This window comes from Alphaproteobacteria bacterium (assembly GCA_033344895.1).
In the GTDB taxonomy this organism is placed as follows: Bacteria; Pseudomonadota; Alphaproteobacteria; order UBA8366; family Aestuariispiraceae; genus Pacificispira.
In genome coordinates this window covers 911,186-929,860 of record JAWPMN010000001.1, presented here as the reverse complement: position 1 = coordinate 929,860, position 18,675 = coordinate 911,186, and the positions used below count along the sequence as shown (strand labels likewise).

The window sequence follows — 18,675 nt, the reverse complement described above, 5'->3', positions numbered from 1 at the left end:
GTTTGGCAGACGGGATGTCCATTCGCACTTGAACTGAGGGAGATAGGGAATGTTTAAGTCGCTCAAATCCGGTCTCGCCGTTGCGGCGATGCTGGCCCTGCCATTCTCGGCCCAGGCGGCGGAGCCGGTGAAGATCGGATACTCCATCGCAAATACGGGTCTGTTTTCGAAGGCGGCGCCGTCACAGGTCACGGCCTATGAATTGTGGGCAGAACAGGTAAACGCCGAAGGCGGCCTGAATGTCGCGGGGGAGAAACGCCCGGTCGAACTGATCTGGTATGACGATGAATCCGACCCGGTGAAATCCGCCCAGATCTACGAAAAGCTGATCAACGAGGACGAGGTCGACCTGCTGCTTGCCCCCTGGGGGACGCCGCATCATCTCAACATTGCCGGCGTGGTGGAGCAGTACGGTTTCCCGATGGTCGGCAATACCGCTGCTTCCGTCGCCATCCGCGAAGTAGAGCCGGGGAACATCTGGTTCCCGACATCGGCCATCCCGGATCGCATCGGTCCGGCGCTGGTGGCGATGCTGAAGGAAGAAGGCGTCGGTTCGGTCGGTATTCTGGCGAATGTCCTGCCCTTCAGTCAGGAGAATCTCCAGTTCCTCGTTCCGGCTCTGGAAGCCGCCGGCATCGAAGTCAAACTGAACGAAAGTTATCCGCCAGACATCAAGGACATGACGCCGCTTCTGACGCAGCTGAAATCCGCCGATGTCGATGCGGTTCTGGCGCTGACCTATCCGTCCGATGCCTTCCTTTACATGGGGCAGGCCAAGGAACTGGGGATCAATGCGCCCTATCAGTTCCTGCTGATCGGGCCGACGATTTCCGCCTTCAAGGATGCGTTCGGGCCGGTTGCCGACGGAATCATGACGGTTGGTCACTGGGCGGAAACTCAGGACGACTGGCCGCGTGCGAAGCCGTTCTACGACGCCTATGTCGCCAAGTACGGCCATGCGCCTGACTATCTCGACTCGGCGCTGGCCTACATGTCCTGCGAGATCCTTGCCCAGGCCGTGGCCGAGGCCGGGCTGGATCATGACGCGCTGCGCGAGGCGATTGCGTCCGGGACCTTTGAAACCATCAACGGACCGGTGCGTTTCGACGGGGTCGAAAACGCAGTGACGCCGACCGCCTTCCTGCAGATCCAGGGTGGAGAGATGCAGATCGTCTGGCCGAAAGACATCGCAACGGCGCCGGTCGCCAAGCGATAGTCCTATTGCCTCCGGCGGGGCGTTTGGCTGCGCCCCGCCGGAGTTTCTTCTCCTTCGCGCTCGTCCGGAGAACTGTCGTGGAAGTCCTGCTGTCAGGTCAGCTTCTCTTCGCCGCCCTGGTGCTCGGGTCGGTCTATGCGGTGATCGCGCTGGGCCTGAACCTTGTTTACGGCACCATGCGGCTGTTGAACATTGCCCATGGCGACATCGTAATGATCGGCGCCTATGGGGCGTTTTGGGGATTCACCCTGCTGGGACTGCCGACACTGATCGGGCTGCCGATGGTCGCCGCGTTGACAGGTCTGATCGGGTATTTCCTGTACCGAACGCTGTTCCGCCGGCAACTGTCCGCGAACCGCCCGGCGGCCCAGTTGGAGGCGACATCGCTGCTGCTCTTCTTCGGGGTTTCAATCGTCATCCAGAACCTTGCGAGCCTGGCCTTCACGGCAACGCCGCGCGCCTATCAGCATATGGATACCGTCTATTCCTTCGGCGGCGTTGCCATGACGGGCAACCGGATCGCGACCCTGGCCGTTGCCATCGTTCTACTGGTTTCGGTTCTGCTGTTCCTGAATCGCAGCATCTACGGGCTGGCGGTCAAGGCCCTGATCCAGCATCGCAACGCGGCGCGGGTCGTCGGTATCAATATCGACAGGGTTCAGACGATCAGCATCCTGGGCGGCTTCGGCATCGCCGGTATTGCCGGGGCGCTGATCAGCATGGCGGAACAGGTTTCGCCCTTCATGGGGTTCCCGTTCACCATTGCCGCTTTCGTGGTCATCATCATGGGCGGGCTTGGGAACATTGCCGGGGGCATCCTGGCCGGTTTCCTGTTGGCCTTCATCGAAATCTATGCCGTGGCGCTGACATCCGCGAATTTTCGCTCGATCCTGATCTACGGGATCTTCGTCGCCATCCTGCTGCTGCGTCCGCAGGGCCTGCTTGGAAAGGCGCGGCGATCATGATGATGCGGTCGATGCTATTGCCACTCGCAGCGACCCTTGTCGGTGCCGCCGCCCTTCTGGCCTTCGGATTGGGCGCCGGGGCATACTGGACGATCGTCGCCCTCAACCTTGCGATGTGGATCGCGCTGACCCAAAGCTGGAGCCTGTTCAGCGGGACGACCGGCTACATTTCCCTCGGCCATGTGGTGGCCTATGGCATTGGCGCCTATGTCGTCGCGGTTTCGTTCAAGACCCTGCCGCTCTGGATCTCGATCCCGCTGGCGGGCGGCGTCGCCGGCCTGTTCGCGCTGATCGTGGCGCTGCCCGTCCTGCGCGTCCGGGGGCCCTATTTCGTAATTCTGACCTTCGGGCTCGCGGAACTGGTCAAATATATCCTGCTCAATGTCGAGACCTCCCTGGGGCAGTCGAGCCGTCTTCTCTTCGGCGCGCCACGGCCGGATACGCTGCTGTGGATCATGGTCGGACTTGCGGTCGCAGCGACGCTGGCGCTGCATGCGGTCCATCACTCCCGCTTCGGGCGCGGGCTGGATGCCATCCGCGAGGACGAGACGGCGGCGGAGACCATCGGTGTGCACGTGGTCCGGCTGAAAGTTCTTGCCTTTGCCGCATCGGCCGTCATTCCGGGCATGGTCGGCGGCGTCATGGCGTTACGGTCGACCTATTTCGAGGTGCTTCAGGTCTTCAATCCGACGATCTCCTTCACCATCGTGACCATCGCAATCATCGGCGGTGCGGGCGATTCACGCGGGCCCGTTCTTGGCGCGGTTTTCCTCGTCGGCCTGTCCGAGGTGCTGCGCAACACCGCGCCGCAGGTCTATCTGATTCTGTTGGGGCTCTGCCTGATCGGGTTCGTGCTGTTTGCGCCGGCCGGAATTGTCGGTCTGCTGAGGCGCCGGGGGGCAGGGGGATGAGCCTTCTTCGCATCGACGGGTTGAGCAAGAGTTTCGGCGGGCTGAAAGCCCTGAACGATGTGTCCTTCGAAGTGGAGAGCGGCAGCATTCACGGGCTGATGGGGGCGAACGGCGCCGGCAAGACGACGCTGTTCAGCATCATTGCCGGAAATGTGAAGCCCAATGCCGGGCGCATCCGCTTCGACGGAATGGAAATCCAGGGGATGAGGCCGGATCAGGTCTGTCAGCGCGGCATCGCGCGGACCTTCCAGATCGTCCGGCCTTTTCCAGGGCTGACCGTTCGCCAGAATGTCGAAACGGCGGCGCTGTACGGTCGGTCGGAGAGGCTGACCTCGATAGAGGCGCGAAAGGTGGCGGATGCGGTCCTGGCGGAGATCGGTCTCGACGGGCAGGCTGACAAACCGGCCGCGACACTGACCCTGTCCGGGCGGAAGCGGCTGGAGGTCGCGCGTGCCTTGGCCACGGGACCGAAGCTCCTGATGCTGGACGAGGTCATGGCGGGCCTGACACCGACGGAAGTGTCCGAGATGATGGCGACGATCCGCCGCCTGAAGGCAGCCAACGATCTGACAATCCTCATCATCGAACATGTCGTCAGCGCGCTGTCGGACCTGTCCGACAGGATTACCGTCCTGCATCATGGGGAGAAGATCGCGGACGGCACCGCACGCGACATCGCCGAGAACCGCGTCGTTCAGGCTGCCTATTTCGGGGCGGACGACGACACGGAGGAGGCGGCGCATGTCTGATCTCCTGACCGTCACCGATCTGCATGCGGGCTATGGCGAGGTACGCGTTCTGCATGGTGTGTCGCTGAATGTCGCGGCGGGCGGGATTACGGCCATCATCGGTTCGAACGGGGCCGGCAAGTCGACATTGATGCGAAGTCTGTCCGGCATGATTGAACCCAGCAGCGGTTCTATCCTGTTCGAAGGGCGTTCCATCGGTGGGATGCCGAGCGACCGTGTCGTCGCAGACGGGATCACCATGGTACCGGAGGGGCGCTGGATTTTCCCGGACATGACGGTCATGGAGAATCTGCGCGTCGGGGCGATCGCGCCGCGCGGTCGGGCCGTCCAGGCCGATACCCTGGAGACCGTGCTGGAAATGTTTCCGCGTCTTCGGGAACGCACACATCAGGCGGGCGGAACCTTGTCCGGTGGTGAGCAGCAGATGCTTGCGCTGGGGCGGGGCCTGATGGCGGCACCCAAGGTGCTGCTGCTGGACGAGCCGACCCTCGGGTTGGCGCCGGGAATTGCGAAGCTGATCTTCCGCATCCTGCCGGACCTCGTGCGTCTTGGCCTGACCGTGGTGCTGGCGGAGCAGAATGTCTCCCAGACCCTGGCCATTGCCGATCATGCCTATGTCCTTGAGAACGGCCGCATCGTGCTGGAAGGGACCGGGTCGGATCTGCTGGGGTCGGAACAGGTTCGCGCAGCCTATCTCGGCCACTAGGTCGATGGGTGCCCGTGCGGGGGATGGCCCGTGCGGGACTGCATGTCAGCGACATTCCTTGTCGATTCGAGGCTTCGCATTGCCTGGGACAGCAGATCGTGAAAGGCGGTGGCGAGTTGTGAGGCGGGTCGGTGTGCCGGGCGCAGGATGGAAATCCTGGAGGCGACCGCCGGCTTGAAATCCCGAAACACGATATCGGTGCCGGCATAGGTCGATACGGTGATCCGGTCGACGATGGAGGCGCAAAGGCCGCCGGCCACGAGATCGAGCGTCGGCAGAAGCGTGCGCAGACAGAAGCGCCGGTTCACCCGGGCGCCCGCCTGACGAAAGGCCGCCCGCAGATCCCGGGTCATGCTGTGTTCGTCGAACAGCATCGCCAGCGGCTTGCCGTCCAGCTCCTTCGGCGTGATGACGGGCAGGGATGCCAGCGGATCATCCCGGGACAGTGCGACGACCGAACTCAACTCGAATGATTCGATCTGCATCGATGGGCGCGGTTCCGGCGTCTCTGCAAGGCCGATATCGTATTCCTGGGATGCAATTAGGTCCTCAACCACAAGAGAGGATCGCATCATCAGATCCGCCTTCACCTTGGGTCTGTCGCGCAGGAACTCGACCAGCAGTCTTGGCAGGAAAAAGCCCGATGCCGCCGGGTAACAGGCGATCCGGACCGACCCTCGCTGGTGTCCCGACAGCTCAGCCATGGCGTGTTGTGCACGCTCCAGCCGAGTCAGGATTTCCTCCGCTTCCTCCAGAAAGTAATGCGCCTCGGGGCAGGGGGTCAGACGGCCGCGATCCCGGATAAAGAGCGGAAAACCAAGCTCTCGTTCCAGTGCCGCGATCACGCTCGATACCGCCGGCTGGGTGCGGCTGAGCGCCCGTCCCGCTTCGGAGATCGAACCGGTGCGCATCACTTCGCGGAAGGTTTGCAATTGCCGGATGGTGAGGTTTGGAGTGTATGCCATAAGACAGATTTATAGGATCAGCGAAATTTCGAATTTGAACTTGTGCATGCCGTTGTCGTTAGTTCAAGCAATTCCGTGGGGGGCTTCATGAACCGTTTCGTATCCATCCTGCTGACATCGTTGATCTGCATCGTGGCGCTGGGCCAATTCGTGCAGGTCATCACGCGTTATGTCCTGGAAGTCCCGGTCATGGGGCTTGAGGAAACAATGATGTATCCGACCGTCTGGCTCTACATCCTGGGCGCGGTCAATGCCTCGCGCGAGAATTCCCATATTCGCGCGAACGTGCTGGAAATCTTCCTGAAAACCGATCGGGGACACACGATCCTGGCGATCATCGGCGAAGTGATCAGCCTCGTCGTGGGACTTTGGCTGCTGACCTGGGCGTGGCAGTTCACGCAGTACGCTTGGCGGGTCTGGCGGGAAAGCCCGACGCTCTACATCCCGACATTCTATTTCGACATGGCGCTGGTGATCGGTCTCGCCCTGATGATGGTCTACACCGCGCTGCATCTGATCCGGCATATCCGCGACCTGCGGACGGGAGCCCCCCAATGATTGAAGTTGCTCTTCTCGCCATCGGCGTTCTGGTCGTGACGCTGACGCTTGGCGTGCCGCTGCCGTACTGTTTCGGTGGCGCCCTGATGGTCATGTACTTCGTCGGCGACGTCACGATGAAGGGGATGATGCTCTGGGGCGTTCAGCAATTGTCGAACCCGATCCTGCTGGCGATTCCGCTCTTCGTGCTGGCCGGGACGATCATGTCACAAAGCGGTATAGCGGCGTCCCTATTGCGGTTCGTGAACGTCTTTGTTGGGCATGTACGGGGTGGATTGGGCGTCGTCGCGGCGGTCAGTTGTGCCATCATCGGTGCGATTTCCGGCTCCGGTCTGACCGGTATCGCGGCGATCGGCCCGCTGCTGATCCCGGAAATGGAGAAGCGTGGCTATCCCCGGGCCTATGCCACGGCGCTGGTTGCCAACTCCTCCATTCTAGGCCTGCTGATCCCGCCATCCGTCACGATGATCCTTTATGGCTGGGTCACCGATACGTCGATCGCCGCCTGTTTCCTGGCGACGTTGGGACCAGGCCTTCTGATCATGGCGTCCTTCTCGGTCATGAACCTGTGGATGAGCCGGAAGTTCCCGCTGATCCTCGATGAAACGCCGAGCTTCGGAAAACTGGCCGGGGAGGCGACCCGTCGGGGCGCCCGCGCCCTGCCCGCCCTGCTGCTGCCGGTCATCATCCTCGGCGGCATCTATGGCGGGGTCATGACCCCGACCGAAGCGGCGGCCGTCGCGGTGATCTATTCAATCCCGGTCGGCTTTCTGATCTATCGCGGGCTGAAGCTGCCGAATTTCCTGTCGGCGGGACGCGAGGCGGCGACGGCTGTCGGGACGATCATGGTCATGATCCTGTTCTCGATGATCCTCAGCCAGATGTTCGTTTATGAGAGCATTCCGCAGCAAATGGTCTCCGCCATCTTCTCGGTCACCGAGAATAAGGTCCTGCTTCTGATCTTCATCAACATCCTGCTGTTCCTGGTCGGCATGGTGGTCAACGACGCGACCGCGATCATCCTGATTGCACCGCTGTTGCTGCCGTTGATGACGGCGCTCGGAATCAGCCCTGTCCAGTTCGCGGCGATCATGGGGGTCAACACCGCCATGGGAGGGGTGACGCCGCCCTACGCCTCCATTCTCTATCTCGGTGCCAGGGTCGGGAATGTGAAGGTTACGAAGATGATCCCGCCGGCCATGTTCCTGATCGTCACCGGCTATGTCCCGGTGGTGTTCCTGACGTCCTTCTGGCCGGACCTCTCATTGTTCCTGCCAAGGCTCTTTGGGTACTGAGCCGCGGCCAAGTTTTAACCAACCTCCGAAAATCTGGGAGAAATCGATGAAAGCGAAACTGTTTGCTACGGCGCTTGCCGCCCTGGTCACCGCATCGCCCGCGCTGGCCGAGACCTTGAAGATGAGCCATGTCCGACCGCAGGGCGCGACCATCGACGTCGAGCTGCGCGCTTTTGCAGATGCTGTGGAAAAGGCAACCGATGGCGATGTGAAGATCCAGATCTTCGCGGCCTCCGCGTTGGGCGACTATACGACCGTGCAGGAGCGGATCAGCGTGGGCGCCATCGACATGGCGACGCAGCCGGCCGGTGCTGCCGCCGACCGTCGCATGCAGATCGCGTCCTTCCCTTATCTGGCGGGCAACTGGGATGAGGCCCAGGCCATCTACGGGCCGGGCGGCGCCGTTCGCGAGACGATGGTGGACCTGTTCCAGGAACAGAACATCACGGTCCTGGCGGCCTACCCGGTCTATTTCGGCGGCATCTCGCTGAATGTCGACAACCCGAAGGCCGGCAGCACGGTACCGAACGGGATCAAGGTGCGCGTGCCCGGGATCAAGAGCTTCCAGCTGACCGGTGAAGCCCTGGGCTACATCCCGTCACCGATTCCCTTCGCCGAAGCCTTCACGGCCGTCCAGACCGGTGTCGTGGATGGTGTCATCGGGTCGGGCGCCGAAGGCTACTACGCCTCCTTCCGGGACGTGACCAAGACTTACATTCCGGCCAACACCCATTTCGAAGTCTGGTTCATGATGCTGTCCAACGAAAGCATGGCCGAACTGTCGGAGGAAAGCCTGGCGGCGCTGAAGAAGGAAGCGGAAGCTTTCGAAGCCACCCGATGGGAAGTGGCGGAGGCCGATCAGGCCCGCAACGAAAAGCGGCTTGCCGACGAACTCGGCACGAACATCGTGACCCTGACGGACGAGCAGATTGCCGCGATGGCCTCCAAGATTCGCGCCGAAGTCTGGCCGGTCGTGCTGGAGGATGTCGGCGCCGAATGGGGCCAGGCGATCCTCGACCGCGCCCAGTCGGCCACGAACTAAGTCAGGCATCAGGCAGGCGGCACCCTGGCCGCCTGCCTGATCCTCCTTTCGGAGAATTGGAATGGAATCGGACTACGCCATAATCGGTGGCGGGGTGGTGGGGCTTTCTGTCGCCTGGGGGCTGCTGAAACGCGGCCTGTCGGTGACCATCCTCGACGGGGATGACGGATCCTTCCGGGCCAGCCGAGGCAATTTTGGCCTGGTCTGGGTGCAGTCGAAGGGGATGAACCAGCCGCGTTACGCCCAGTGGTCCCAGCAATCCGCCGGCGCCTGGGCCGAGTATGCAGCAGAGCTGGCCGATGCGACGGGCCGGGACATCGGTCTGCGGCAAGAGGGTGGCTACGACCTCCATTTCTCCGAAGAAGAGTTACAGAGCACTGTCGCAAAGTATGAAGAGCTTAAACGGAAGCTCGGCGGCGACTATCCGTACGAAGTTTTGGGCAGCAATGCCTTGCGCCGGGAGGAGCCGAATATCGGCCCCTCCGTGGTTGGCGCGATCCTGCACCATCAGGATGGCCATGCGAATCCGCTGCGGCTGTTGCGCGCGCTGGCTCAGGATGTGCGGGCGCAGGGCGGCAATGTTCTTGTCGGCAAAAAGGTCACCGCCGTCGACAAGCAGGACCTGTTCCGCATCACCTGTGCCGACGGGACGGAAGTCCGGTCCCGCAAGACGGTCCTGTCGGCCGGCTTGGGGGCGATCGATCTGGGGCCGCGCATGGGCTTCAAGGCACCGATCCGTCCGCAACGCGGGCAGGTTCTGATTACCGAAAAGATGCCGAAGATCATGAGCCGCCCCTCCCTGATCGCGCGTCAGGTCGACGAGGGCGGCATCCAGATCGGCGCCACAAATGAAGAGGTCGGGCTCAACAATGGCGTCACGCCAGCCGGGTTGTCGCGGCTCGCGTCGGACGCCGTTCAGGCCTATCCGATCCTGACCCGCGCCAATCTGGTACGGTCCTGGGGAGCGTTGCGCATCCTGTCGCCCGACGGTCTGCCCATCTATCAGGAAAGCCCGGAGATGCCGGGCGCCTTTCTCGTCACCTGCCACAGCGGCATCACGCTGTCCGCGGCCCATGCGCGGTTCCTGCCCGACTGGCTGGAAAAGACATCGGCCGCCCCGGATCTGGAGGTCTTCGGTGAAGCCCGCTTTTCGTAATCTGGACACCGATGGCAGACGCGTTCGTGTCATCTTCGACGGACGAGGTCTGTCATTGCCCGAAGGGGAAAACCTGGCCGCGTCGCTTCTGGCCGCCGGGATCCATACCTTTCGCGAGACTCCGCTTTCCGGCGCGCCGCGTGCCCCGTTCTGCATGATGGGGGCCTGCTACGACTGCCTGGTCGAGATTGACGGCGTCGTGCGGCAGGCCTGCCTTGTCGCCGTCCGGGAAGGGATGACGATCCGCAAACCGCATGAGCCGCATGATGCATGATCTGATCGTGATCGGAGCAGGCCCGGCCGGCATGGCTGCGGCCCGAGAGGCCGCCGGGAAGGGTCTGTCGGTGATCGTTCTGGATGAGCAGACGCGGGCGGGCGGTCAGATATACCGCGATGTCGAACGCGCCGCAGCACGACGAGGCGATATACTGGGGTCGGACTATACGGATGGGCTTCCGCTCGTGCGCGGACTGGAACATCCGTCCATTAGCCATATCCCGGGGGCGACCGTCTGGCAGATTGATGATGGGCCGACTGTGTTCTTCTCGGTCTCAGGACAGGCGCGGAGCGTCGAAGGAAAGCGTTTGCTGATCGCGACCGGTGCGTTGGAGAGGCCGATGCCGATACCGGGATGGACCCTTCCCGGCGTTATGACGGCCGGTGCGGCGCAGATCCTGCTCAAGCAGTCCGGAATAGTGCCCGAACGGGCGGTCGTCGCCGGTTCCGGGCCGCTGCTTTATCTGATCGCGGCACAGATGGTGCGGACCGGGACGCCGCCGCTCGCCCTTGTCGAGACCCAGACACGGAGCGACTTTCTGCGCGCGCTCAGACACCTGCCCGGTGCCCTGTCGGGCTGGCGCTATCTGCTTAAGGGCGCAAAGATGCTGCGTCAGATTCAGCGTGCCGGCGTGCCGCGCTACACCGGTGCGACGGGGCTCGCCGTTGAAGGCGCCGGTTGCGCGGAGGCCTTACGGTTTGAGGCCGGTGGCAAACAGCATCAGATTGAGGCCGATACGATCCTGCTGCATCACGGGGTCATCCCGCATGTTCAGGCTGTACGGTCCCTGGATATTCCCCATCGGTGGGATTGTTTGCAGCACTGCTTCAATCCGGAAACCGGTCCGGGCGGGCGAACGGTCAACGACACTGTCTTCGTGGCTGGCGATGGGGCCGGGATCGGTGGAGCGAAGGCGGCCGCGGTTGCCGGCCGGATCGCCGCACTGCATGCCGCCCGGGACATCGGTGCGGTAACCGATGCCGACATTGCTTCTGAATTGGCGTCGCTGACACGGGCGTTGCGGAAGGAACTTGCGGTCCGACCGTTTCTCGACGCCGCCTATCCACCCTATCGGGAAGCGCTGTCGCCGGGAGAATCCACCATCATCTGCCGATGCGAGGAAGTGACCGCCGGCGATATTCGTCGCTATGCCGGGCTTGGCTGCCTGGGGCCCAATCAGACCAAGGCCTTCGGGCGGCCAGGCATGGGCCCCTGTCAGGGGCGGTATTGCGGTCTGACCGTAACGGCGTTGCTGAGCGAGGCGAACGGCATCTCTCCGGATGCTACCGGCTATTACAGAATCCGCCCCCCGATCAAACCCGTAACCCTGGGAGAGATCGCGGCACTGAACGAACAACAGGAGATGAAAGAGTGATAGAACGCATCGAAACCGGCAAACGCATGTCCAGGATCGTGAAGCATAACGGGGTGGTTTACCTGTGCGGCCAGGTCGGGGAAGGCCCGACCGTGGCGGATCAGACCCGGGACTGCCTGGGACGGATCGAGGTCCTGCTGGAGAAGGCCGGTTCCTCGCCCGACCGCATCCTTCAGGCCATCATCTGGCTGTTGGACATGGCAGATTTCGCCGAGATGAACGAGGTGTGGGATGCCTGGGTACCGGAAGGGCATGCGCCGGCCCGGGCCTGTGGTGAATCCCGTCTGGCGCGGGAAGACCTGAAGGTCGAGATGATCATCACAGCCGCCGCCGACTGACGCAATCGAACATCGCCTTGAAACTCCGGCCCGGTATCCTCCGGGCCGGAGTTCTTGTTTGCGGTTCTTGCGGAAAGTGGATGCGGCGCCGCGTTACCTAGGCTGTAAAGAACATGACGGTCATGAACAGTCCGACCACCGTCACGAAAATCCGCAGCAGATCGGTTCGGACGATGCGGCGGCTGAGGCGGGCACCGAGATACCCCCCCACCGTCGCGCAAAGGGCCATGAGGACGGCGTGTTCCCAGGCCACCAGACCAGCGGCGGCAAGCGTCACCGCCGATACCAGGGACAGCAGCGCGGAAAGAATGTTCTTGAGCCCATTCATCCCGTGCAGGTCGGTGAATCCGATCAAGCCGAAGACGGCCAGCAGCATGATCCCAAGGCCGCCGTTGAAGTATCCACCATAGATCGCGACCGCGAGGACGGTAACGCCGGATACGAGGCGGCCCGCCGACGCAACCGACCGCTTCCGGAACTGGCCAATCATGGCCGGGCCAGTGGCGAAGAGGAGCGTCGCCAGGAGCAGGAGCCAGGGAACAATATCGAGGAAGGCGTCCCCGGGAGTCGCAATCAGTAGAAACGACCCCGCAATACTGCCCAGGACGGTGACGGTCAGGATTGCCCGGAGACCGAGGGCGCCTTCAGACCGAATGTCTTCCCGGAACCCCCAGGCACTGGCGATATAACCGGGCAGGGCCGTGACGGTCGCCGTGGCGTTCGCCGTGACCGGCGGCACGCCGACATAGATCAGGGCGGGAAGGCTCAGGAACGTGCCTCCCCCCGCAACGGCGTTCAGAGCCCCAGCGGCAAATCCCGCCGCGCAAAGAATCAGTATTTCGATCACGTCAAAGACCTCGTCGAACAAGAGAGAGGCCCGTATTGCATTCGGGGTGATTGGTCTGCAAATTGGTCTGGAAAGGAGGTCCCATGGGGCGGAAGAGTTCGGATGTCATTGTCGACCTTCGTGCGATGCTGGAGGACATCCCCATCGGTGAGCGACTGCCCACCGAGCGGGATCTGGCACGGGACCTCAGTTGCAGCCGCGAGACCGTCCGACTGTGTCTGGCATCGCTGGAGAAGGATCGTGAAGTCTGGCGTCATGTCGGTCAGGGCACGTTCCGCGGCCCGCGTCCCCGCCATCTTCCAATGCGCGACAATGTCTTGGTTGAGGGGGCGTCGCCCGAGGATGTGATGCGGGCCCGTTTGCTTCTGGAGCCGCAGGTTGCCGCGGAGGCGGCCCGGAACGCTGACGCGGCGGATGTCGCGCTGCTGAGGCGGCGGGTGGCCGAAGGGCGTGCGGCGCGGGACCGACCGGCATGTGAGCAGGCGGACGATGCGTTCCACAACGCCCTTGCGGCGGTTTCCCGGAACCCGATCCTGACCGGGTTTCTGAACTATCTCTCGGGTATTCGGCGCCGATCCGGTTGGCAGAGGGAGTGGGACCGCACCTATCGTCGGATCGGGGCGGGAGAGTTTCTGACGGTTCACAGCGACCAGCACGAACGAGTGGTCGATGCCATTGCAGCCCGCAAACCGGAAGATGCCTTTGCCGCGATGCAGGGGCACCTGGAAACCATTCAGCAAAGCATGCAGGGCAAGGAATAGCGCGCGATGGGGGCGACGGTCAGGGCTGAAGCCGGGAACCGGGTATCGATTGATGTGCTCCGCCCACTTGCTCGGCCAGCGTAGGCCGGTTTTCAGGCTGCCTGACGCGATCTCCCGGCGACCGTTTACGCGTCATAAAGGGATATATACCCCCACGCACTGACATCGATATTAATGTCATTAATGGGCGCGGTGTCGGGTCTCTGCCCTGATTCAAGACAGCTGTCGATGTTCGGATGTTTTGGAATAACTTAATTTTTTCAGATAGTTGAAGGGGTTTCGCCAGTGCCCGGCTGACGGCGGCGTCAGGAAATTACCGAGAATGTCCATTAATGATTTTTTAACGGCCAGGGCCAAAACGCGATATCGAAGTTTTACGGGGACAGGTCCTATCTTCTCATCATCGCTAATCAAGACGGAGACGTCTTACATGTGTGATGTAAGAGACAATATCGTGAATGAGGTTCCCCACATTCGTCGCTTCGCGCTGTCCCTTGTTGGGCCAAGCCGCGAGTTCGACGCCGACGACCTCGTTCAGGAAAGCGTGGAGAAGGCCTTGAAGCAGGCCCATACCTTCCAAGGCGGAACCAACCTGCGCGGCTGGCTCTTCACCATCACCCGCAACGCCTTTCTGTCGGGTAAGCGCCGCGACTCGGTCAAGGCCCGCTATGCCCGAGAGCAGATGAGTGCGGACGAGGAATCGGTCGATGCGCCGCAGAACATTCAGTTGATGCTGGGGCAGACCGCCGCCGCGCTCAAGACCTTCCCGCGGAAGGAACGTGAGACGCTGATCGAACTGGCCGTAATGGAGCGCCCGCAATCGGCGATTGCCCGACGGTACCGCGAGCCGATCGGCACGGTGAAGTCTCGCCTCAGCCGTACGCGCGCAAAACTGCGCAAGCATTTGGGAGGAATGTCGGCGGAGGCCGTTTCGGCCCTTGCCGCTTGAGAGTGGACCTAGATCGGGAGACTTAAAATGTCCATGTACTGCAGCAGCCTCAAAGACGAATTCGCTGAGTTCTTCGACGACCTGCGTAAGGCAAATCTCTTCCTGCTGATGCGCTGGCACTAAGGCCGTCGCCGCCCCGGCGGACCTCCTTGCTCTCAGGCGCGGACGGCTCAGGCTGTCTCCGCGCCGGGGGCGGGGAGGTCCGAACCGTTTTCGGAATCGCTGACCAGCCGATATCCCACACCCGGCTCGGTCAGCAACAACTCCGGGTCCGATCCGGAATCGCCGATCTTGTCGCGGAGATTCTTGATATAGATTCGGAGATATTGCTTCTCTTCGACATAGGCTGGTCCCCAGCATTCCCCGAGAATCTGCTGATGCGTCAGAACCTTTCCCGCGTGACGCGTCAGCATCAGCAGAATGTCGAATTCCTTCTTGGTCAGACGCACATACCTGTCGCGGATATAGACGCTGCGGGAAGAGACATCGATCCGGATCGGACCGTTGGTCAGCGTGGATCCGGAAAACTGCGCTTCGACTTCCGACATGTCCCGGATCAGTCGCCGCAGCCGTGCCAGCAACTCCGGCATGCCGAACGGCTTGGTCACGTAGTCGTTGGCCCCGGCGTCGAGGGCCAGGACCTTCTGGGTTTCATCATGGCGTGCGGATAGGACGATGATCGGGGTGGACGCGATGGATCGCACGGTTTTGACAACGTCCAGACCGTCGCCGTCCGGTAGCCCGAGGTCGAGGATAACGGCGTCGGGCGACGCCGTCGTGAACTCGCGAACCGCCCCCTGACAGTCCCCGGCCTCATAAACCTCATACCCCTGGGCCTTCAGACTGACGTTCAGGAAACGTCGAATCTGCGCCTCGTCATCTACTACAAGAACCTTCATGCCGATTGTGCGTGGTCGTTCGCTCCGTCGATATCGACGACGTTTTCAATGGGAAGGTCGATTGTAAAGGTGGTGCCATGCCCGAGTCCACCACTCTCAGCGCGCAGCGAACCTTTGTGCAGGCGCGCGACTTCGGTGCAGATGGACAGGCCGAGCCCGATTCCGTCCGACCGTACCTCGCCGGCATGCACCTGGTAGAACGGGTCGAAGATCGAAACGCATTGCTCCTTCGTCAATCCGATGCCCTGGTCGCTGATTGCGATCGACAGGGTGGATCCCGTCGCCTTGAAGTCGATGGTGATGGTCGATTTCGGCTTGGAATACTTCATCGCGTTTTCAAGAAGGTTCTGGACCAGATGCTCCAGAAGCGCGGCATCGCCCCGGATCAGCGGCACGACGTCCGGCGCGCGGACCTCGACCTGATAGTTCAGCAGTTTCTGGTTCAGGGTCTCGCAGGCGGTATCGACGACATCGGTCATGTCGACGAAGTCCGAATCTTCGATTTCCAGCTTTGCCTGCAGGCGCGTCTGGTCGAGGATCTTGCGAACGAACTTGTCCAGTCGCTCTGCACCGGAAACGATGTTTCCGAGCAGTTCGTCGATCGTTTCATCCGAATAGGTCGACCGGAACTGCTGCAGGCTGGATGCCGTGCCCAGAATGGTGGACAGCGGTGTTCGGAAGTCGTGGGACATCGCCGCCAGCACGGCACTGCGGGACTGTTCCGCTTCGGACTGCAGGCGCACGGTATGCAGGGCCTCACGGGCCTTAATCCGAGACAAGGTCAGACCGATCAGATCGGACAGACTTTCCATCAGGACCCGGAAGCCGCTCTGCCGCAGCGTCGTTTCTTCTGCGCCTGACACGACCAGCAGCGCGTTCTCGGGACCTGTCGCAATCGGCTCGTAATAGTTCAGAACATAGTCAGAGAACGATGTCCCGACACCGGTGGGTTCGGATGTCTGGCAGGCAAAGACGGCGGCCTGCAGGTCGCTTAGCATGAATTCAATGCCCTGCTCGGTCAATTGTCGCTCGACATGATCGGGATCGTTGGCGCCAGTGATGACCGCCAGACGGAAACCCAGTTGCTGGCCGAACTCATCCCCCAATGCCTTTGCAACGTCCGACTCGTTGTTCGCTTCGGCCATACGCCGGGCCGCGCCGAAGAGAAGCGATGCGGTGACCTGCCTGTCGCGGGCGGCAATCGCGCGATCGGTCGAACGCCCGACGATGAAACTCATCAGACCGCCGACACCCAGGAAAATGAACAGTGTCATCAGGCTGCGTGCGTCCGAGATCTCGAAGACCCATAGCGGCCAGATGAAGACGAGGTTCAAGACGATGGCGCCGAGGCACGCCGCGACGATCCCCGCCCAGCGTCCGAAAAGTACGGCGGATATCAGAACCGCCAGAAGCATCGTGATCGAGGGGGGAGCGATATTCTCCCAGAGGTTTATGCCATATGTCGCACCCGAGAAGGCGGCCACCACCCCGACAATGCCGAGCAGCTTCGTCGCGATGTTTCCGTCGTCGTCCCAACTGGCAGTCAGGCCGAGAGACTGGGAAACCGGCAGTCGGGCCGAGGAAATCTTGGCGTCACTGAACGAGCGCCGCATGCGCGCCAACAGCATGCGCAGCTGATAGCGGGACAGAATACCCTCGTCATGAACCGCCAGTATGCTGGTCCGGGATTCATCGCCCTCGGCCACATAGTCCTGAAGATCGCTGTAATCGCCGGTCAGGACAGTCGCACCGGCCCGTTCCGCCCGCACGGACGTGTCGCGCCGGGAGAGCGTGGTCGCCAGACTGTCCCGGGTCCAGCCCTCCAAGACGAAAACCGTCCAGTTGTCTGCCTGGGTTCGAAATTTTGAAACGCCCGCTGCGCGCACGGCGGCCCAGTCCGCGCCGCCCATCAGCACAAGAATGTTTGATCGCTCTTGCGGGGGCGATCCCGCTTGCGCGGTCTCGTTCTGGTCCGCGGTCTCATCGCCTTTGCGGTTCAATAGCGTATCCCTTCATGGCCCACCCGAAGCAGCATGTTCGGGGATGCCAGTTGGTTTCATTCCAAACTGCGAACGCACACTCTTATACGAGGTAGGCCGATACGGCACTAACATATGTCATGTTTCCATGACGGACAGGGGGGCGGCGCGGTTCCCGCGCATTTTCCGTCGGCCGCGACTGATTTTTTCGGACGGCGATGCAACTTTCCCGGATTTCCGACGTTACTCAGACAGCAACACGGAAATCGGAGGCAGTCGGAATGGATACCGTCCGCGAAACCCGAAACGACTCACAGGCGACGGATGGTCAGGCCGCCACCGGCGAATTGCTTGGGGCGGTGATGAACTATGCCTTTGGCGAGCCGCGGAATGCGGTTTCCGCCGCCATGCTGGATGCATCCAGCGCGGCTCATGCTGCCGCGGAAGATCTGGACGGCAACCAGCGCGGTGACGCCGCGACACTGGTCGGTCAGGCCGCGGAATGGCTTGGTGCCACGGGGCGTCGCCTCCTGCGTGCCTCGCCGGAAGAAACGGTTGACACGCTGTCTGAGGCGGCGAAAGCCCGGCCGGCACTTTATCTGGCCGGGGCTGCGGCAGTTGGTGCTGCGGCGACCCTCTGGTTCCAGTACCAGCGAACCGCCCAACAGGACGCCGAGAGCGAGGCGCACGAAGAATGACCGCCACGCGGCAGTCCGACAGGCAAAAGGCAGGCGTCAACGGGATCGAAGGCGTCGCGGCTGCTGTGTTGTCCGCAATTGCGGCGATGCTTGTGGACGCGATGCGCCCGCATCTGAACCTGCTGGCGAAATGGATCGCATGGCGCTTCCTAGGCCTGGTCGCCGCCACATTGGCGACGGGCTGGGCGGCGGTCGGTCTGACCTTGGCAATCGACGAAGTGGCACCTCTATGGGCCGCCTTTTTATGCGTATCGGGACTCCTCGCCCTTGGAGCCGCGATCGCATTCACCCTGCCCCCCAAAGGGCGAACCTTGAGTTCGGGGTATTCGAAACCCGAGAAGAAGGAGTAAGGAGTTATGGCTGAGAAGAGCAAGACGAAGCAGACGACCGCCAAGACGAAACAGAAGAACAAGCGGACTGCCGCGAAGGCCGAGCGGGCGCAGAATGCACAAAGCGTTCAGGCCGCCGAACCGGTCGACGCGCAATCCGCTGCCGCAGCGTCGGCTGATTTCATGCGGGAAAATGTCATCCCGCTGAGTCTGGTCGCCGCGGGGGTGGGCATGCTGGCCGTCAAGAATGTCAATGGCGGCGACAACGCCGTCATGAATGCGGCCGGTCGCGGCAAGGAAGGCGTCAGTGCCGCCGCCGCGTCGGTGACGAAACATGGCCGTACGATCAGCGGCAAGGCGCGGAACGGTGTCCAGCGCGTCGGCAGCGGCGCCCGCCGGTCGGTCGACGGAACGCGTCAGATGGTTGCGACACACCCGGTTGCGTCCGGCATCGCCGCTGCGGCCCTGGGCGCCGGGCTGGCAATCGCGCTGCCGAAACTTCTGAACCGGAGCAATAGCGGCAAGGCCTGATCCGGGCCGGGTACCGGAACGCGGCCGGCCATCGGAAGATACGGCGCGCAGTTTCGGGTCATATGTGCTCTAGTCGAACCGGGCATCGTCCTATCAGGGACGGTGCCCGGTTTCTTCGTATGCAGGGAG

The 18,675-nt window shown here is 62.2% G+C and carries 21 protein-coding genes; 17 read left to right on the top strand and 4 right to left on the bottom strand.

Annotation, left to right across the window (positions count from 1 at the left end; all coding sequences use genetic code 11):
• The first annotated feature begins 49 nt into the window (after window positions 1-49).
• The 5 genes from R8L07_04520 (at window position 50) to R8L07_04500 (ending at window position 4,547) form a co-directional block, all read left to right on the top strand.
• The gene (locus R8L07_04520; GenBank protein MDW3204787.1) at window positions 50-1,216 is read left to right on the top strand and encodes an amino acid ABC transporter substrate-binding protein; all 1,167 of its coding nucleotides are present in this window, start codon (window positions 50-52) and stop codon (window positions 1,214-1,216) included.
• A gap of 77 nt (window positions 1,217-1,293) precedes the next feature.
• Entirely contained in the window at window positions 1,294-2,181 is an 888-nt protein-coding gene (locus tag R8L07_04515) for a branched-chain amino acid ABC transporter permease (protein MDW3204786.1), read from the top strand.
• 11 nt (window positions 2,182-2,192) lie between these two features.
• On the top strand, window positions 2,193-3,092 hold the full coding sequence (locus R8L07_04510; protein ID MDW3204785.1) for a branched-chain amino acid ABC transporter permease: 900 nt from the start codon (window positions 2,193-2,195) through the stop codon (window positions 3,090-3,092).
• Window positions 3,089-3,841, top strand: a complete 753-nt coding sequence (locus tag R8L07_04505; GenBank protein ID MDW3204784.1) for an ABC transporter ATP-binding protein — start codon at window positions 3,089-3,091, stop codon at window positions 3,839-3,841. Before R8L07_04510 ends, R8L07_04505 begins: the two co-directional genes overlap by 4 nt.
• Window positions 3,834-4,547: an ABC transporter ATP-binding protein gene (locus R8L07_04500; GenBank protein MDW3204783.1), complete on the top strand. Its 714-nt coding sequence runs from the start codon at window positions 3,834-3,836 to the stop codon at window positions 4,545-4,547. Before R8L07_04505 ends, R8L07_04500 begins: the two co-directional genes overlap by 8 nt.
• On the opposite strand, the gene R8L07_04495 is transcribed toward R8L07_04500, so the two are convergent.
• On the bottom strand, window positions 4,544-5,512 hold the full coding sequence (locus R8L07_04495) for a LysR substrate-binding domain-containing protein (protein ID MDW3204782.1): 969 nt from the start codon (window positions 5,510-5,512) through the stop codon (window positions 4,544-4,546). The genes R8L07_04500 and R8L07_04495 overlap by 4 nt on opposite strands.
• A gap of 87 nt (window positions 5,513-5,599) precedes the next feature.
• Here R8L07_04495 and R8L07_04490 point away from each other — a divergent pair, with 87 nt between their 5' ends.
• The 7 genes from R8L07_04490 (at window position 5,600) to R8L07_04460 (ending at window position 11,553) form a co-directional block, all read left to right on the top strand.
• A complete protein-coding gene (locus tag R8L07_04490) occupies window positions 5,600-6,070 on the top strand; it encodes a TRAP transporter small permease subunit (protein ID MDW3204781.1) in 471 nt (156 codons plus the stop codon).
• The gene (locus R8L07_04485; protein MDW3204780.1) at window positions 6,067-7,365 is read left to right on the top strand and encodes a TRAP transporter large permease; all 1,299 of its coding nucleotides are present in this window, start codon (window positions 6,067-6,069) and stop codon (window positions 7,363-7,365) included. The genes R8L07_04490 and R8L07_04485 overlap by 4 nt, the downstream gene beginning before the upstream one ends.
• 46 nt (window positions 7,366-7,411) lie before the next feature.
• Window positions 7,412-8,407 carry a TRAP transporter substrate-binding protein DctP gene (dctP, locus tag R8L07_04480; GenBank protein MDW3204779.1) on the top strand — a complete coding sequence of 332 codons (996 nt, stop codon included), beginning with the start codon at window positions 7,412-7,414 and terminating at the stop codon, window positions 8,405-8,407.
• Between the two features lie 61 nt (window positions 8,408-8,468).
• The gene (locus tag R8L07_04475; protein MDW3204778.1) at window positions 8,469-9,563 is read left to right on the top strand and encodes an FAD-dependent oxidoreductase; all 1,095 of its coding nucleotides are present in this window, start codon (window positions 8,469-8,471) and stop codon (window positions 9,561-9,563) included.
• Window positions 9,544-9,837 (top strand): (2Fe-2S)-binding protein, encoded by a 294-nt coding sequence (locus R8L07_04470; GenBank protein MDW3204777.1) that lies wholly within the window; start codon window positions 9,544-9,546, stop codon window positions 9,835-9,837. The genes R8L07_04475 and R8L07_04470 overlap by 20 nt, the downstream gene beginning before the upstream one ends.
• Window positions 9,818-11,215 carry an NAD(P)/FAD-dependent oxidoreductase gene (locus R8L07_04465; GenBank protein ID MDW3204776.1) on the top strand — a complete coding sequence of 466 codons (1,398 nt, stop codon included), beginning with the start codon at window positions 9,818-9,820 and terminating at the stop codon, window positions 11,213-11,215. The genes R8L07_04470 and R8L07_04465 overlap by 20 nt, the downstream gene beginning before the upstream one ends.
• Complete coding sequence (locus R8L07_04460) at window positions 11,212-11,553, top strand: RidA family protein (protein ID MDW3204775.1); 342 nt, start codon at window positions 11,212-11,214, stop codon at window positions 11,551-11,553. The genes R8L07_04465 and R8L07_04460 overlap by 4 nt, the downstream gene beginning before the upstream one ends.
• 97 nt (window positions 11,554-11,650) lie before the next feature.
• Here R8L07_04460 and R8L07_04455 read toward each other — a convergent pair whose 3' ends face one another.
• Window positions 11,651-12,400 (bottom strand): sulfite exporter TauE/SafE family protein, encoded by a 750-nt coding sequence (locus tag R8L07_04455; GenBank protein MDW3204774.1) that lies wholly within the window; start codon window positions 12,398-12,400, stop codon window positions 11,651-11,653.
• Between the two features lie 83 nt (window positions 12,401-12,483).
• Here R8L07_04455 and R8L07_04450 point away from each other — a divergent pair, with 83 nt between their 5' ends.
• Window positions 12,484-13,161: an FCD domain-containing protein gene (locus tag R8L07_04450; GenBank protein MDW3204773.1), complete on the top strand. Its 678-nt coding sequence runs from the start codon at window positions 12,484-12,486 to the stop codon at window positions 13,159-13,161.
• A gap of 430 nt (window positions 13,162-13,591) precedes the next feature.
• A complete protein-coding gene (locus tag R8L07_04445) occupies window positions 13,592-14,110 on the top strand; it encodes an RNA polymerase sigma factor (protein ID MDW3204772.1) in 519 nt (172 codons plus the stop codon).
• A 170-nt stretch (window positions 14,111-14,280) separates the two neighbouring features.
• Here the strand turns inward: R8L07_04445 and R8L07_04440 are convergent, their stop codons facing one another.
• Window positions 14,281-15,009 (bottom strand): response regulator transcription factor, encoded by a 729-nt coding sequence (locus R8L07_04440; protein MDW3204771.1) that lies wholly within the window; start codon window positions 15,007-15,009, stop codon window positions 14,281-14,283.
• Window positions 15,006-17,009, bottom strand: a complete 2,004-nt coding sequence (locus R8L07_04435; protein MDW3204770.1) for an ATP-binding protein — start codon at window positions 17,007-17,009, stop codon at window positions 15,006-15,008. Before R8L07_04435 ends, R8L07_04440 begins: the two co-directional genes overlap by 4 nt.
• A 260-nt stretch (window positions 17,010-17,269) precedes the next feature.
• On the opposite strand from R8L07_04435, the gene R8L07_04430 reads away from it, so the two are divergent.
• Genes R8L07_04430 through R8L07_04420 form a run of 3 tightly spaced genes read left to right on the top strand, consistent with a single transcriptional unit; the run spans window position 17,270 to window position 18,546 of the window.
• Window positions 17,270-17,686 carry a hypothetical protein gene (locus tag R8L07_04430; protein MDW3204769.1) on the top strand — a complete coding sequence of 139 codons (417 nt, stop codon included), beginning with the start codon at window positions 17,270-17,272 and terminating at the stop codon, window positions 17,684-17,686.
• Window positions 17,683-18,036 (top strand): hypothetical protein, encoded by a 354-nt coding sequence (locus R8L07_04425; protein ID MDW3204768.1) that lies wholly within the window; start codon window positions 17,683-17,685, stop codon window positions 18,034-18,036. The genes R8L07_04430 and R8L07_04425 overlap by 4 nt, the downstream gene beginning before the upstream one ends.
• 6 nt (window positions 18,037-18,042) lie before the next feature.
• Window positions 18,043-18,546 (top strand): hypothetical protein, encoded by a 504-nt coding sequence (locus tag R8L07_04420; GenBank protein MDW3204767.1) that lies wholly within the window; start codon window positions 18,043-18,045, stop codon window positions 18,544-18,546.
• Window positions 18,547-18,675: the final 129 nt, after the last annotated feature.

What these genes read in the sequence shown, in the direction of transcription:
- R8L07_04425 (MDW3204768.1), top strand. Translation starts at nt 17,683, where the DNA reads ATGACCGCCACGCGGCAGTCCGACAGGCAAAAGGCAGGCGTCAACGGG.
- R8L07_04485 (MDW3204780.1), top strand. Translation starts at nt 6,067, where the DNA reads ATGATTGAAGTTGCTCTTCTCGCCATCGGCGTTCTGGTCGTGACGCTG.
- R8L07_04500 (MDW3204783.1), top strand. Translation starts at nt 3,834, where the DNA reads ATGTCTGATCTCCTGACCGTCACCGATCTGCATGCGGGCTATGGCGAG.
- R8L07_04465 (MDW3204776.1), top strand. Translation starts at nt 9,818, where the DNA reads ATGAGCCGCATGATGCATGATCTGATCGTGATCGGAGCAGGCCCGGCC.
- R8L07_04440 (MDW3204771.1), bottom strand. Translation starts at nt 15,009, where the DNA reads ATGAAGGTTCTTGTAGTAGATGACGAGGCGCAGATTCGACGTTTCCTG.
- R8L07_04505 (MDW3204784.1), top strand. Translation starts at nt 3,089, where the DNA reads ATGAGCCTTCTTCGCATCGACGGGTTGAGCAAGAGTTTCGGCGGGCTG.
- dctP (MDW3204779.1), top strand. Translation starts at nt 7,412, where the DNA reads ATGAAAGCGAAACTGTTTGCTACGGCGCTTGCCGCCCTGGTCACCGCA.
- R8L07_04445 (MDW3204772.1), top strand. Translation starts at nt 13,592, where the DNA reads ATGTGTGATGTAAGAGACAATATCGTGAATGAGGTTCCCCACATTCGT.
- R8L07_04520 (MDW3204787.1), top strand. Translation starts at nt 50, where the DNA reads ATGTTTAAGTCGCTCAAATCCGGTCTCGCCGTTGCGGCGATGCTGGCC.
- R8L07_04450 (MDW3204773.1), top strand. Translation starts at nt 12,484, where the DNA reads ATGGGGCGGAAGAGTTCGGATGTCATTGTCGACCTTCGTGCGATGCTG.
- R8L07_04420 (MDW3204767.1), top strand. Translation starts at nt 18,043, where the DNA reads ATGGCTGAGAAGAGCAAGACGAAGCAGACGACCGCCAAGACGAAACAG.
- R8L07_04495 (MDW3204782.1), bottom strand. Translation starts at nt 5,512, where the DNA reads ATGGCATACACTCCAAACCTCACCATCCGGCAATTGCAAACCTTCCGC.
- R8L07_04430 (MDW3204769.1), top strand. Translation starts at nt 17,270, where the DNA reads ATGGATACCGTCCGCGAAACCCGAAACGACTCACAGGCGACGGATGGT.
- R8L07_04510 (MDW3204785.1), top strand. Translation starts at nt 2,193, where the DNA reads ATGCTATTGCCACTCGCAGCGACCCTTGTCGGTGCCGCCGCCCTTCTG.
- R8L07_04490 (MDW3204781.1), top strand. Translation starts at nt 5,600, where the DNA reads ATGAACCGTTTCGTATCCATCCTGCTGACATCGTTGATCTGCATCGTG.
- R8L07_04475 (MDW3204778.1), top strand. Translation starts at nt 8,469, where the DNA reads ATGGAATCGGACTACGCCATAATCGGTGGCGGGGTGGTGGGGCTTTCT.